Annotated in this window: 10 protein-coding genes and 4 pseudogenes; 8 read left to right on the forward strand and 6 right to left on the reverse strand. The window is 66.4% G+C overall.

From position 1 onward, the window contains the following. Window positions 1-10: 10 nt before the first annotated feature. On the forward strand, window positions 11-994 hold the full coding sequence (locus CGL27_RS11215) for a LysR family transcriptional regulator (protein WP_162952958.1): 984 nt from the start codon (window positions 11-13) through the stop codon (window positions 992-994). Window positions 995-1,227: 233 nt separating this feature from the next. On the opposite strand, the gene CGL27_RS51880 is transcribed toward CGL27_RS11215, so the two are convergent. Beyond that, window positions 1,228-2,010, reverse strand: coding sequence for a DUF664 domain-containing protein (locus tag CGL27_RS51880; RefSeq protein ID WP_240450465.1), 783 nt, complete (start codon window positions 2,008-2,010; stop codon window positions 1,228-1,230). Window positions 2,011-2,145: 135 nt separating this feature from the next. Here CGL27_RS51880 and CGL27_RS11225 point away from each other — a divergent pair. Continuing rightward, window positions 2,146-2,526, forward strand: a pseudogene (locus CGL27_RS11225) (LysR family transcriptional regulator); the annotation flags it as partial. A 31-nt stretch (window positions 2,527-2,557) separates the two neighbouring features. Here CGL27_RS11225 and CGL27_RS11230 read toward each other — a convergent pair. Continuing rightward, complete coding sequence (locus CGL27_RS11230) at window positions 2,558-3,403, reverse strand: IS5 family transposase (protein WP_119986322.1); 846 nt, start codon at window positions 3,401-3,403, stop codon at window positions 2,558-2,560. Window positions 3,404-3,634: 231 nt separating this feature from the next. Between CGL27_RS11230 and CGL27_RS11235 the strand changes: the two are divergent. Then, window positions 3,635-3,940, forward strand: a pseudogene (locus CGL27_RS11235) (LysR family transcriptional regulator); the annotation flags it as partial. A gap of 434 nt (window positions 3,941-4,374) precedes the next feature. Next, complete coding sequence (locus CGL27_RS11240; RefSeq protein WP_119986324.1) at window positions 4,375-5,631, forward strand: helix-turn-helix domain-containing protein; 1,257 nt, start codon at window positions 4,375-4,377, stop codon at window positions 5,629-5,631. 26 nt (window positions 5,632-5,657) lie between these two features. On the opposite strand, the gene CGL27_RS11245 is transcribed toward CGL27_RS11240, so the two are convergent. From CGL27_RS11245 to CGL27_RS11255, 3 genes are all read right to left on the reverse strand, one after another. After that, window positions 5,658-5,918 (reverse strand): hypothetical protein, encoded by a 261-nt coding sequence (locus CGL27_RS11245; RefSeq protein WP_119986326.1) that lies wholly within the window; start codon window positions 5,916-5,918, stop codon window positions 5,658-5,660. Window positions 5,919-6,276: 358 nt separating this feature from the next. Then, window positions 6,277-7,587 (reverse strand): FAD-dependent oxidoreductase, encoded by a 1,311-nt coding sequence (locus CGL27_RS11250; protein WP_119986328.1) that lies wholly within the window; start codon window positions 7,585-7,587, stop codon window positions 6,277-6,279. A gap of 494 nt (window positions 7,588-8,081) precedes the next feature. Continuing rightward, window positions 8,082-8,684: a TetR/AcrR family transcriptional regulator gene (locus CGL27_RS11255; RefSeq protein ID WP_205587671.1), complete on the reverse strand. Its 603-nt coding sequence runs from the start codon at window positions 8,682-8,684 to the stop codon at window positions 8,082-8,084. A gap of 86 nt (window positions 8,685-8,770) precedes the next feature. Here CGL27_RS11255 and CGL27_RS11260 point away from each other — a divergent pair, with 86 nt between their 5' ends. The 3 genes from CGL27_RS11260 to CGL27_RS11270 all read left to right on the forward strand — a co-directional run bounded on the left by CGL27_RS11260 (window position 8,771) and on the right by CGL27_RS11270 (window position 12,549). Then, entirely contained in the window at window positions 8,771-9,997 is a 1,227-nt protein-coding gene (locus CGL27_RS11260; RefSeq protein WP_119986331.1) for an amidohydrolase family protein, read from the forward strand. Then, window positions 9,994-10,848, forward strand: a complete 855-nt coding sequence (locus CGL27_RS11265) for an alpha/beta hydrolase-fold protein (RefSeq protein WP_119986333.1) — start codon at window positions 9,994-9,996, stop codon at window positions 10,846-10,848. The genes CGL27_RS11260 and CGL27_RS11265 overlap by 4 nt, the downstream gene beginning before the upstream one ends. Window positions 10,849-11,178: 330 nt before the next feature. After that, entirely contained in the window at window positions 11,179-12,549 is a 1,371-nt protein-coding gene (locus CGL27_RS11270) for an FAD-linked oxidase C-terminal domain-containing protein (protein ID WP_205587914.1), read from the forward strand. A 24-nt stretch (window positions 12,550-12,573) separates the two neighbouring features. Here CGL27_RS11270 and CGL27_RS11275 read toward each other — a convergent pair. Beyond that, window positions 12,574-13,031, reverse strand: a pseudogene (locus CGL27_RS11275) (IS5 family transposase); the annotation flags it as partial. A gap of 229 nt (window positions 13,032-13,260) precedes the next feature. Here CGL27_RS11275 and CGL27_RS11280 point away from each other — a divergent pair. Beyond that, window positions 13,261-14,239 (forward strand): annotated as a pseudogene (locus CGL27_RS11280) (IS110 family transposase); the annotation flags it as partial. Window positions 14,240-14,322: the final 83 nt, after the last annotated feature.

Here is a 14,322-nt window from a genome sequence, read left to right on the forward strand (position 1 = left end):
AGGTGGAGCCATGCCAATCCCTGACCTGACGCTGCAGCAGCTTCGCGCAGTCCGGGCACTCGCCGCATCCGGCAGTTTCACGAAAGCAGCCGCGGCGGAGCACATCTCTCAGTCAGTCCTCAGCAGAAGGATCAAGGAAGTCGAGCGTCTCCTGCGAGTGCGGTTGTTCGACCGCACCACTCGGCAACTCGACATCACGGCCGCAGGGCAGGCCTTTCTGCTCATGACGGGCGCTGTCCTCGACGACATGGACATGCGACTGAGCCGCTTCATGTCATACGTAGCGGCTCAGTCCGGAACCATCTCCGTAGCCGCGCTTCCGTCGCTCGCGGCGGCTGTGCTGCCGGACATGATGCGCGGCTTCATGCTGGATCACCCCGAGGTGGAGTTCGAGATCATCGACGGGGCTGCGGATGAAGTTGTCGAACGCCTCGAAAGTGGGACTGTCGAACTCGGCGTGACCGCCCATGGTGACCTGCCGGACGGCTTCTGCTTCACACCACTGCTGCGGGAACAGTTCTACGGCGTCGCGCACCACAGCCATCCTTGGTCAGCGCAGAGCTCCATTTCGTGGTCGGACTTCAACGGTGAGACCGTGGTCGCAACGCGGCCCGGAACCAGCATCCGAGCGATCACTGACGCTGCGTTCAGCAAGTACTCGATCTCGGTGAGCCACCACTTCAATGCCTGTAGCGCGGCGACGATCCGTGGGCTGCTACGGGCCGGCGTGGGCGTGGCAGCTTTGCCGGCCTTGGAGTTGCAGGGTTTCGGCCTGGATGATCTCGTGGCGGTACCCGTGGATTCTCCGGGAGCAACCAGGGTCATCGGCGTGATGTACCACTGCTCTCAGGACCTCTCGCCCGTCGCGGCTCGCTTTTTGGATTTCACGCGCGCCACCGAGATCGATTCCCCGCGAGGAGTCTCCCGCGTTCACGGGGGCTACACCGGCGAACCAGACACATCGAGCCACGCGGGGGCGCAGCCCGCAGAATGAGGTCGGCGATCGTCTCGGGCCGGATGGTGCTGCCGGGTGGCCTTCGGCAGGCCGCCGGTCTTGCCGTATCGGCCCAGCCACCGCCGTCCCACGTTCGCGGTCGCGGTCCCGTCAAGGGTGTCAATATTCCGATCAGGCCGCTGAGCTTGGTGCTTCTTGTGGATGGAGAAGTCGTTGGGGTGGCGTGGTGTGGTACTCGTTGAGCAGGCCGCCGGGTAGCTGTCGCCGTCGGACTACGGCAGCGGGCCGGAGGATGACGCTCGGGCGGTCGTCTGGGGCGCGTAGGTCGAGGCTGCGGTGGCCCGTCCGGTGTTGTAGTGCTCGGCGTACGTGGTGAGGACGGCACGGAGGTGTCGTTCGCCGGTGATGAGGAGTCGGCCGATGCATTCGGCGCGGGCTGTGCGTATCCATCGTTCGGCGAACGCGTTTGACCGGGGGCTTTGCGGCGGAGTCGGGATGACAGCTGTGCCGTTGCCGGCGAAGACGGCGTCGAATGCGGCGGTGAACCTGTTGTCCCGGTCACGGATGAGGAACCGGAAGCACCCAGCTCTGTCTTCGAGGTCCATGAGCAGGTTGCGGGCGAGTTGGTTGACCCATGCGCATGTAGGGTGGGCGGTGACGCCCAGAACGTTGACGGTGTCGTCGGGGGAAGCGAAGGAAGAAGCGACTGCGCGGGCACGGGCGCATTCTTCGCGCCAGACTCCGAACGCCTCATCCACGTCGGCGTCCTCGACGTGGAGCTCGGCGAACGTGCCGTCGACCTCGCCAGGCCAAAGCGACCTGACATCCTCAGCGCCCAGGGCGAAACGGAACCAGCTTCGCTCGATGGAAGCCGCGTGGCGTAACAGGCCCAAAAGTGTGAGCCGTGAGGTCGGGATCGCCTTCTGTTTCAGCTGCTCGCCGGTCAGCCCCTGGCGCTTCATGGCCAGGGTGGCCCGCTGGCAGTCTAGGAACGAGGTGAGCGACGCACGGTCGTCGGCCACCTTCGAGGGGTGTATGCGCTGGTCATCGTTCACCAAACGATGATGGCAAGGGCCCCCTCCCGCGAGCCACCCCTCATGCCAAGAGCCGGATACCAACGCCCAGCCTTCCCTTTGCCACCCGGTGATCTTGGTTGCTGCGGGGCGGGGCGGCACGACTGAGGGCGGCCCCGCAAGGTCACGCTCACCGAGGCCGGAGCCGTGCTGCTGGCCGAAGCACGCGCGATCCTCAGCGCAGTGACCGCGGCTGAGCGGCGTACCCAACGGGCCGCGACAGCACACCCCAGCCTCGTCCTCGCCGTCAAAACCGGCACCGCCGGCGAGCTGCTGACCAAACTGCTCGACGCCTACGCCGCGGAACCCGGCGCAGCCACCGTCGAGCTACTGCTCTGCGAGGCACACCAGCACCAGCAACTGCTGCAGGACGGGCAAGCCGACGTAGCTCTGCTCCACCTGCCCTTCGACTCAGCAGCCGGGCTCGACACCGAAACCCTGTACACAGAGGGACAGGTCGCGATCCTGCCGGCCTCACACCCGCTCGCCGACCGCTCTCGGAGGACGTTCCGGTTAAAAACCGGATAGTTCATGGGTTGTGCCAAGTTATGGGCGTTTCGCCGGTTGCTCGTTTCGCGAGGTTGGAGATCATCGCGAGGCGGATCATGCTCTCGGAGTGGGCGGGTTTCGTCTCATAGTCCCGGGCGAGGCGGCGGTGCATCATGATCCACCCGAAACTTCGCTCTACCACCCAGCGCCTCGCGATCACCGAGAATCCCTTGACCTGCGCGTTCCTTGGGACGACGTCGACATCGATGCCGAGGGCGGCGCCGTGCTCGATGGCCTGGGTCTTGTAGCCGGTGTCGACCCATGCCTTGGTGATCGTGGGGTGGTCGGCGGCGATCTGGGTAAGGAGTTCCTTGCCGGCCTCGTTGTCTGAGACGCTGGCGGCCGTCACCATGACCAGCAGTAACAGGCCGAGGGTGTCGACCACGATGCTGCGTTTGCGGCCCACGATCTTCTTACCGGCGTCGGTGCCCTGGGTGTCGATGGGCACGCTGCTAGCGGTCTTGACGCTCTGGGCGTCGATGACGCAGGCAGTGGGTTCGGCGGTGCGTCCTGCCTGCTCACGGACCATGCGGTGCAGATGGAGGCCGAGTTTCTCGATGGTGCCGTCGGCGGTCCAGGCGCTGAAGTAGCCGAACACGGTGGTGTGCGGCGGGAAGTCGTGGGGCAGGTAGCGCCATGGGACGCCGGTCCGGTTGAGGAAGAGGATCGCGTTCATGACTTCTCGCAGGTCAGTGACCTTTCCGCCGAGGTTGAGCGAGGTCTTCTGACGCTCGGCCCGCCAGGCTGTCAAGGCCGGTTCCATCAACGCCCAGCGGGCATCGGAGAGATCGCTCGGGTTGGGCTCGCGCTGCTGCGAAGAGGTCATGGAACCACTCATGCACGAGGTCCCCAACCGGGCATATCGCTCGATCGAGCGAGGCAAAAGCCAGCTTCAGGGTCGTATTCGAACCGGACAGAAGGTACCGGTAGTAACCCGGGCAAAACCCAAGTCCCAGTGTGCTCCGACTGAAGAGGCATACCGCTTGTTCTGCCTGTACGCGACGAATCCAGCGCGGCCCAACTGCCCCAAACCGGCGTATAGATGACACGAACGTCCTCTCAGATCCGGATGGCCGACATCACCACCCTGCCAACGCTCCCGATGGCCCGCTGGCCCGACCCCGGCGGCAGCTACCCCGAAGGACCGGGCGCAGAGGTACGGAACCTGACACAGCTCTTCCAGCTGATCGCGCTCGGCCGCAGCACCGCGGTCATTCCCGAGTCAGCCGGCGCCGACCTGCGCCGGAACCTCGCCGCCGTACCGGTCCTGGACGCTCCGCCCGTGACAACGGCGATCGCCTGGCCGCCGCACAGCCGCCTTCGTACAGTTGCCGACCTGATCCGCGTGGCAACACGTCATTGAACCCGGATGAGGAGGGCGGCCACCCAACGACAGCCCCCATCAAGCAACTGGCAGCTCTACGCTCCTGCATCAGCGAGGTAGTGTCCTTGACCGTCTGGCCCTGGGCGGACAACGCCACCACGATCGCCCACCGCAGCCACACCGGCTCCTTCGCCGTCCGGCTGATCCGCTGCAAGCGGCGGCCTTCCTCCACGCTGATCGGCCGGACGAACACAGTCAGTCGACGCCCCACGACCACCTCCAAGATCAGGTCCTGCAGACAGGTCTGCTCACCCGACCAGCGGCACGTCGACCACCCGGCCAACGATGCAAGACGAGCTACTACTGTAGGAACATGCGGTCCTGATGCCCCGCTTCGTATGTCGCGTCCCTGATGGATGGCTGGCGCCGTATGTCGATCTGTGGAAAGTTCATGCCCCCTATACAGTGCCGAGATGGTTTCGGAGCTGCAGCGACTTGTCGACGCGTTCGGTGCCCGCCTTGGTCGGTCGATCGCCATCGACGACACGCGACTCAAGCTGCTCGCGTACAACGCGCACACTGGCGACGTGGACGACGCCCGGATCGAATCGGTCATGCACCGTGGTGTGTCGACCGCGCTGGTCGCGCACGTCTGCGAGCAGGGCGCTGCCCAGGCTTCCGATGTCTTCACTCTTCCGCCGTGCCCCCAGATCGGCATCACGATGGAACGGGTCGGCATGCCGATCCGCTATGACGATGCCCTACTCGGCTACGTATGGCTGATCGGCTCCGATGGCCCTATCGGCGACCGGGCAGTCGAGTTGCTGCGCGAGGCGGCTGCGCAAGCCGCCCTGGTCCTGCACCGCGGCTACCTTGGCGTCGAAGTGACTCGCAGCCATGCCAGGGAGCTGGTCCGCGACCTGATCGCCCCGGACCAGGCACTCCGGACGGAGGCGGGTGCCGCGCTCGTCGAGGAGGAACACGCCGTGGCTGGCCCGGTCACCGTCCTGGTAGCCATGGTGGCGCGCGAAGAAGGCGAGCCTCTGGCTGAAGAACGCCGTCTGGCCCTCGAGATCGCCGTCGACCACTGTCGACGACGGCTTCCCCCCTCGCGCGGATTGGCCCTGACGCGTCCGGATCACGCGCTTCTGCTGACGATCTGGCCTGGGGCACGTTCCCAGGTCATCGAGCGCAATGCCGCCGAGCTTGCCGAGGTACTGCGCGAAAAGCTGGTCGCAGAACTCGGCCTGGGACGGGCCGCCCTGTGCTGGGTAGGCGTAGGCGGGCCACGCCCACGCCTCACGGAGGCCCACTCTTCCTACGAGGAAGCCCGCCGCGCTGCCGAGGTCGCCCGCATCACGGGCACCCTGGGTCAAGTGGTGGCTCATACACAGCTGGGCGTGTACGCGCTATTGGGCAAGCTCACCCCCGACGAGCTTGCCGAGGGCATCCACCCGGGGCTGCGATCCCTGCTTTCAAACCCCGCGCACCGTGGGCTGGTTGAAACCCTGCGGGTGTATCTCGATCACGCCGGCGATGCCCAGCATGCCGCCACCGCCCTACATATCCACCGCTCCACACTCTACAAACGGCTGCATCGCGTTGAGCAGCTCACTGGACTGCGACTGGACGTCGGCGATGACCGACTGGCCGCGCATATCGGCCTGAAGATGGCAGAGTTGCACCCCCGCTTGCCGACATCGATGAAAGCGCCGGACGTGGTGTTCTGAGCACGGGCAGCAGCTAGGCAACGTTGCTACGGTTGCCGCAGAACCTGCGGCGTTCGCCGTGCCGTCACCCCCGTGACGTGCACGAGCCTGCCCAGTGCCGCAACGAGATGGTCAAGGCGCTCGGGATCTGCGCATACTACGGCGCTGAAGACGGACGTGCCTGCGGGCCTGCGCCGGAAGCTCACCTCGTGGATGTCGGCGTTGCGGCTGTGCAAAGTCGCCATGATGCGCAGCGACGTTGACCGGTTGCCCGGCACCAGGTCGGCCGAGACGATGTAGTGGTCCATGCAGGTGGGCTCCTTCAGCTGGGTGTGCTCTCCCCCGTCAGGCGGCTGATGCGCTGCCGGATGGCCGCGAGCGCGCCTGACCGGCCCCCGGCGGCCCAGACCGCGACCGGGGGACAGGTGACACCCCCACCACACCGGTCGTTGACTCCAGCAGAGAAGAGAACTGCTGTTGACGCTTTCGGGGCGGCAACGGCGAGCAGGATCCGCCAGCTCGTCGAAGACATCGCTGGTGACGCTGATGTGCGCTTCGCACAGTGCGTGGGGTTGCCCAGCTCCGGCTCGCCGGGTTTGCACAGGTGGTCGACCGCCTGGTACGAGGCCATCCTTTTCGACGGGGAACCCGGCTCAGCGGCCGGCGTCAGCCGAGGACTGTGCCCGTGGATGGGGCCGGCCGACGTCGGCGTGAGAACGCACCGAGGTCGATGGTTTGGGCGGTGTGTTCGCAGGTGTGCGTGAGCGCACTCCGGTCGTGGTCGTGCCCGCCTTCGACACCGTGGATCAGGGTGGTCATGAGGCGGCCTACCAGAGGGGCGTTCTTGAACTGATTGCCGCTGGTGCCTATGGCCACGTAGAAGCCGGCAAGTTCGGTTCGGTCGTATACGGGGGTCCAGTCGTCGGTCACGTCGTACACGCCTGCCACACCACGAGGCTTGTTGGGAACGCGCAGGCCGGGCAGTCGGCGAGCCGCCCGCGTCACCTGCGTCCTGAACTGCGACACGGTCGGAGTGGGACTCCCGTCGTCCGGATCGTCGAGCCATTCCAGCGGGTCGCACTCGGGTTCCGTGCCGCCGACGAGCAGGAACTCCCTGCCCTCGGGCCGTATATACGTGCCGAGGTCCATATCGGCCAGCACCGGTGCGTGCCCGTCGCCGCCGGCGTCGTGGTAGCCGGCGGGCGCCGCTACGTGGTGCACCTCCTGGCGCAGCGGCCGCAGACCGACGGTGAAGTCGCCGCCCACTTCGGCGAGCCGGTTCAGCTGTCCCGACCATGGGCCGGCCGCGTTGACGACCACCCCGGCGGACAGTTCGGTTCCATCCTTGAGGCGCACCCCGCGCACGCGTCCCCCGCGCCGCATCACCGCGGTGACGGGGGTCTTCCACCGGAAGGCGGCTCCGTGCCGCTGGGCCGCCGTAGCAAGGTTGTGCGCGGCGAGTTTCGGGTCGTCGATAAAGCCCCCGTCGGGTGTGTGGAGAGCACCGAGCCGAGCGGACGCGTCGGCGAAGAACTCGTCGTCGTCCACGGGGCGGGGCGGAAAGTACCGGCCGGTGTCCACGGCGGGCAACCGCTTGGACAGCTCTCGTGCACCCCATTTCTCGTACGGGACACCGACCTTGTCGAAGTGTCGCGTGAACAGGCCGCAGGGTGCGAAGTCCACGTCCAGCATGGTGACGCCGCAGCGGTTGAACGCTGCGAGGGGTTCGCTGGCGGGTGCTTGGAGATGGTCGCGCCATGCTTCCCAGCCGTGACGGGACTCCCAAGCAGCGTTGACGCCCGCGATCGTGGGATAGGTGAAGCGGACCACGGCGCTCGAGGCGCTGGTGGAGCCGTTGCCTGCGCCGCCGAACTTGTCGACCACGACGACCCGCAGACCGCTCCGCACCAGTTCGAGAGCGATGGAGGATCCGATTACCCCGGCCCCGACGACGACAGCGTCTGTGCTCTCAGCCATGTTCCAACCCACCTTCTCGTTGCCGGACCAGACGGTTCCTCTGGCGGCGCGGAGGGTCGCCGCTCCGCCCGTTGTCCGCACATTACGCAGGTCAGAGTCCAGGTTCCGGCGACTGTTGTCGCCACTTTCCGTCGTCGTACCCAACAGTTGTCGCGCGCGTGTGCGCCGATGCCCCGCTGTCAGAAGCCATGAGACTGGCAGAGGCGGGAAAGGACTGGCTGGTGAGGTCGTATCCCGCGGCGACCTCGGATGGTTCGAGAGCCAAGTCGCGCGCTCCTCGGCGGTCACCGTGAGGACATCCCCGCCATAGGCGGGGCCACAAAGGTGAGGTCGGCTCCGGACGCGACAGCTGAGCAGACCTCCCTTCGTGCAAACCGAACATTCGGTTAGCACGTGGAAAGGTGAAGCAACCGATGGTCGAGGCTGCTTGTCAGTGCGTCTGCGGACAGGGTCCGCGGGATCAGGTGAGGCGGCGGCAAGAGCCGGGGGCCTGCTTAACGCTCCGGACGTGATCGTGGAACGGATTGGCCCTCTCGCATGCGCAGGATCAAGGTGACCGCTTCCTCCGAGCGGGTTCCGGGCGTCAGGACTTCCTGCAAGAGGAGGCCGCGCATCGCGGCAATGGTGACGGTGGCCACATCCCGCGCTTCCTTGGTGTCCAGCCCTTCGCGTTCCGCGAGTGAGGACAGCATCACGGTCAGGTCGCCGATCGACTCTACGAACTCACGGAAGTCCTCAGGGCCGTACGCGGCCAGTCCGACGACGTAAAAGAAGCCGTGGGCACGCGACAGCTGCTCCGGCCGGGTGTAGGCACGCCAGATCGCCACGACGAAGTCGTCGAAGGTGCCCTGCTGGGCGGCCTCCAAAAGTGCCTCGTTGTCACGGGATCGCTGCGCCGTGAGCATGGCGGCCAAGACGCCCGAGAGTGACCCGAAGTGGTATCGCAACAAGGCGTGGCTGGTCTCGATCCGGGCGGCGATCTCACGGAGCGACATCTCGGGCGGGGGAAGGACCTCGCCGAAGGCGTCGAGAAGCCGTACCAGGAGTCGCTCGCGCGCGCTGCCCTTGCGTTCCGAGGTTGACAGGATCACTCCCACAGTTTATCCATTGGAAAAGAAGGATTGGCGGTTCCGTGTTGCTTCACACATGGTCGCAGTCAGCTCGCAACGGCGGAGGATCGACCATGGGACCTGCTCAGGTAGTCGGCGCGACGGTCATCGACGGATCGGGGCGCGATCCCAGCAACGTCGTCATCGCTGTCGAGAACGGCCGCATCACCCAGCTCGGTGCCTCCAGCTCGCACGGCGAGCGTCTCGATGCCGAGGGATTGACGATGACGCCCGGTCTGATCGACGCTCACGTCCACCTGGGCCTGTCGAGCCCGATCCAGCCGCACTTCTCGTTTCAGATAAGCGCCGCCGAGATCGCGGCGGACATCTTCGCCACGGCCGGCGCGACGCTCGACGCCGGCTTCACCACCGTTCGCGACACCGGCGGGATCGACGGCGGTGTCGTCACCGCGATTGCGAAGGGCAAGGTCAGAGGGCCGCGCGTCCTGTCGTGCGGACCTGTTCAGTGCCAGATCGGCGGGCACGGCTACTACGGAGCCGAATGGGAACCCACCGAGCTGTGGAGCAGCCACCACATCCCGGGCCTGTGCGCCCTCTCCATGATGGCGGGCAACGCGGACGAGCTGCGACACAACGTCCGCGAAGCGTTCCGTCGCGGAGCCTCCTTCCTGAAGCTCTGCGTGACCGGCGGAGTGGTGGGCGCACATGATCGACTGACCGATACCCAGTTCACCGTCGAAGAGATCGCTGTTGCAGTTCAGGAAGCTGCGGCACGGAACACCTATGTGACAGTTCACGCCCACAACAACGAGGGCATACGAAATGCGGTCGAGGCCGGGGTGCGCTGTGTCGAGCACGGCACCAGCCTCGACGAATCCACAGCGACCCTGATGGCCGCTCGCGAGGTTGCCCTCGTGCCCACATTCGCTGTCGTCGAGCAACTGCTGCACGACACCGCCGGAGCCGGTCTCGCCGAGTCGATCCGCGACCGGGCCAAGGGCGTACGCGAGCAGATGACGAAGGCGCTCGCTGTCGCCAAGCACGCCGGAGTACGGATCGGGCTGGGTTCCGATCTCATCGGTCCGGCCCAGGACTGTCGCGGCAAAGAACTCAGCCTGCGCGCAGCCCTCGAGACGCCGATGGAAGCGCTCGTGGCGGCGACCCGGACCAACGCCGAGATCCTCGGCCTGTCCGGCCAGGTGGGTGTCATCACTCCCGGCGCGCAGGCAGACCTCGTTCTTTGGAACGGCAACCCGCTCGAAGACCCAGAACTGTTCTCCGACCCCACCAACGCCGTCCTCGTAATCCAGGCCGGCCAAATCGTAAAGGACCTCAGATGAGCACCATGTGGCAGGGCTGCCTCCCCCACACCGACTACTTCGAGATGCGCTCCAGCGGTGGGCACGACTACGGCGTCTGGGTCACCACGCCACCGCGCTACGACCCTGCCGCGGCGCAAGCGCCTGTCGTGTACGTGCTCGACGGCAACTGGGCCGTGGGCATGACCGCCCCACTCATCGTCACCCAACTGGACCCCATGCAGCCGATTCAACCCTACGTCCAAGTCAGCGTGGGTTACGCAGGCGAGGAAGCAGAGCACTGGGAGCGGTTGCGCAACCGAGACCTCGTGCCCCCCGGCGAACCCATCGCGAAGGAGTACGTCGATGCGGTGGAGATGGGGGTCGAAGCGGGCACGACGACTCGCGAGCAAGCCGACGCCTACCTCGCTGAATTGAGCGACAGCCGCGGGGATATGTTCCTGAACTTCCTTACCAACGACCTACACCCGCGGATCGAACGCGACTACGGCACAGCCCCGAGCGGTCACGGCCTCTTCGGCTATTCCTACGGCGGACTCTTCAGTCTCTACGCCTGGCTCACCAATAGCACCTTCTTCGAGAGCATCGGCGCGGGCAGCCCCGGAATTGTCAATGCAGACAGTCAGGTCTTCGCTCGTCTTCAAGCAATGGGTGACACCCTGCCTGCTACCAAACTTCACGTGACCTTCAACGACCGAGAGATCCTCGGAGACCTGGCGGTCTACCAGACTCTAACGAAGAACACGGCCACGTTCCTTCACCGCCTCACCTCACGCAGCGGATCCGTCACCAGCGCACTCATGCACGATACGCACGTGACTGGGCTGCAGGCATCGTTCCTCAGCTACCTCAGGACCTGCCGTGCCCAGTAAGCCTGGACGCCGCGGCTCTGCCTGACCGCCGCGCTGGGCGGCGGCGCTCCTGGCCAGTGCCGCCGCCCCGAGTGCCTGGCACCACTCGCCGCACCCGACCGGTACGCGTTTCGAGCCCGAGCCGGTCGCGCCGGGAAGCGCGCCACCCAGGGGGAGGAACGGAGCAAGAGGCGCCTCAAGACTTCATCGGTCTTTCGTGAACATCGTCCATGAACCGGCTGCCCGGCGGCATGGTGCCATCTGTGTTGCATTCATATTTGAGTCAACTTCTCTGGAGGTGTGCGGGTGACCGAGCGGGACTTCGCCAGCACGACGCCCCCTGCCGTGGGTATCGCCGAAGCACTCAGGCGACGGCTGCCCGCCGGCCGGGTGGTGACCGACCCGGACATCGTCGCCGGTCTCTCCCACGACCAGGCGGTGTGGGCGCCTGTCGGCCGAGCGGTGGCCGTCGTGCGCGCCAAGACCACCGACGAGGTCCGGACCGTGGTTCGTGCGTGCTTGGAGGAAGGAGCCCCGTTGATTGCACGCGGCGCCGGTACTGGATTGTCGGGGGGCGCCAATGCCGTCGAAGGCGGCGTGATCCTCGCGCTGGACGGCATGGATCGGGTGCTGGATGTCGACCAGCTGGAGCGCCTCGCCGTCGTGCAGCCCGGTGTGGTCAACGACGACCTGCGCGCCCATGTAGCGGCGCTCGGCCTGTGGTACCCGCCTGACCCCGCCAGTTCGCCCTGGTCGACCATTGGAGGAAATGTCGCGACGAACGCCGGCGGAGTGTGCTGCGTCAAGTACGGCGTCACTCGCGACTATGTCCTCGGTTTGGAGGTCGTGACCGGCACGGGCGAGGTGGTCCGGCTCGGGCGCCGTACGTCGAAGGGGGTCGCCGGCTACGACCTTGTGGGCCTCATGGTGGGTGCCGAGGGCACTCTTGGTGTCGTCACCGAGATCACGGTCCGGCTGCGACGCCTGCCTCCGGTCGGCGTGACCGCCGTCGGCTACTTCGACAGCGTCGGGCAGGCCGGTGACGCGGTGCGCGCGACGGCTGCCGCCGGGCTGCGGCCGGCCGCGCTGGAACTCGTCGACCGGCACTGCCTGCGCGCGGTCGATGCCTGGAAGAACATGGGGCTCTCCGCCGAGGCGGACGTGGTCCTCCTGGCCCGTTTCGACGACGATGGCTCCGCCGCCGAGGAGGGCGCCCGCCGGATGGTCGACTGCTTCCGCGGGGCTGGCTCTACCTGGGCGGACCGGTCGGAGACAAAGGAAGAGTCCGAGATGCTCTTCGCGGCCCGCCGGCTGGCCTTCCCCGCGCTCGAGCGGCTGGGGCCGGTACTCACGGAGGACGTCTGTGTGCCCATCGGGGCGGTGGCGGAGATGCTGGCCCGCATCGACCGGACCGCGGAGAGGCACCGAATCACCATCGCTAACATCGCGCACGTCGGCGACGGCAACTTGCATCCGCTGCTGGTGACGGAACACGGTGACGCGGCGGCTCAGGTCCGGGCCCGCGCGGCGTTCGACGACATCATCGCGGACGCCCTTGAATTGGGTGGGACGGTGACTGGTGAGCACGGTGTGGGACTGCTCAAGCGGCCCGGCCTCACCCGTGAACTCGGCCCGGCCGTCCTGGAGATGCATCGCGCGGTGAAGCGTGCTCTCGACCCGGCCGGGATTCTCAACCCTGGCAAAGTTTTCGGGCCGGCATGACCCCTTGGCCAAGTAGGGGCCATCTCATTTGGCGAGTCTGCGGTAGCAGATGAGGGTGCAGGCGATGCTGGTGAAGGCGAGGAAGTGTTCGGCCTTGCGTCCGTAGCGGCGGTGGAGTCGGCGGCATCCCGCGAGCCAGGCCAGGGTGCGTTCGATGGTCGAGCGATGTGGGCCGAGGCGCTGTGAGGTCTCGATGCCTTTGCGGGCGATACGGTGTCGGATGCCTCGGCCGGAGAGCCATTGCCGCAGGTGGCGGTAGTCGTAGCCCTTGTCGGCGTGGAGCTTGCCGGGCTTGCGGCGGCGAGGTCCTCGGCGGGATCGAATCGGAGGTATGCCCTTCACCAGCGGGATCATGGCCTGGCTGTCGTGAACGGTAGCGCCGGTATCCCGACGGAGATGGGCAGACCGGTCCGCTCGGTGATCAGATGGATCTTCGACCCGTACGTGCCCCGGTCGACAGGATTCGGGGCTGTCAGGTCCCCGTTACCGTCTTCGTGGCCTCGTAATGAGGCTCCCGGCCTTCTTCGGCCCCGGTATGACTTGGTCCCCCAGTCGAGATGATCGAAAAGGTGGTGTCGCCGGTGCCGGAGGCATTGGCAGACCGCTGATTAGAGGCAAGAGCGCCCCGTGGGCAGTCTCTTCGTAACGTGGATGCTGGCACGCTGATGCCGCAGGTGAGGCCGGGGAGAGCGCGAGTACGGGAGCGAAGGCATGACGGACGAGAGTAGTGTCGACATCTATCTGGGCCTGGACGTCGGCAAGGGTGATCACCACGCCACCGCCGTCAACCGGGCGGGGAAGAAGGCGTTCGACAAGCCGTTGCCCAACAGCGAACCGAAGCTGCGGGAGCTGTTCGACAAGCTCCAGGCCAAGCACGGAACGGTACTGGTGGTCGTCGACCAGCCGGCTTATCGGGGCCCTGCCGCTGGCGGTCGCTCAGGACGCGGGATGCCAGGTCGCCTACCTGCCCGGACTCACGATGCGACGGATCGCCGATCTTTATCCCGGCGAAGCGAAAACAGACGCCCGCGACGCGTTCATCATCGCGGACGCCGCCAGAGCGATGTCTCACACTCTGCGGCCGATCGACCCCGCGGACGAGACCGTTGCCGAGCTTGCGATGATCGCCGGGTTCGACGACGACCTCGCAGGTGAGTCAACCCGGATCGCCAACCGGCTCCGTGGCCTGCTCACCCAGATCCACCCTTCCCTGGAACGGGTGTTGGGCCCGCGCATCCAGCACCCGGCCGTGCTCAAGCTGCTGGACCAGTTCGGCTCCCCAGCTCAGATCCGAAAGGCCGGACGCCGTCGCCTCGTGACCTTGATACGCCCCAAGGCACCGCGGATGGCTGAGCGGCTGGTCGGGGACATCTTCACCGCACTCGAGGAACAGACCGTCGTGGTCCCGGGCACCGACGCTGCGGCTTTGATCGTCCCTAGCCTCGCCCGCTCGCTCCAGTCCGTGCTTGACCAGCGCAAAGTTCTCGCTGCGAGGATCGAAGAACTCCTGGAGGCCCACCCTCTTTCCCAGGTCCTGATCTCGATGCCCGGCATCGGGATCAGGACCGCGGCCCGCATCCTCATCGACGTCGGCGACGGATCCGGCTTTGCCACCGCCGGCCACCTCGCCGCCTACGCCGGCCTCGCGCCGGTCACCCGGCAATCCGGCTCCTCCATCCGCGGCGAACACTGTGCTTGCCGAGAATTCATCCTCCCTGGTCGGAGGCCCGCACTGGACCTCACAGTCGTCGGCCGCGGTCGCTCGAGCCGGCG

This window comes from Streptomyces sp. 11-1-2, assembly GCF_003595545.1.
GTDB classification, from domain to species: domain Bacteria; phylum Actinomycetota; class Actinomycetes; order Streptomycetales; family Streptomycetaceae; genus Streptomyces; species Streptomyces hygroscopicus_B.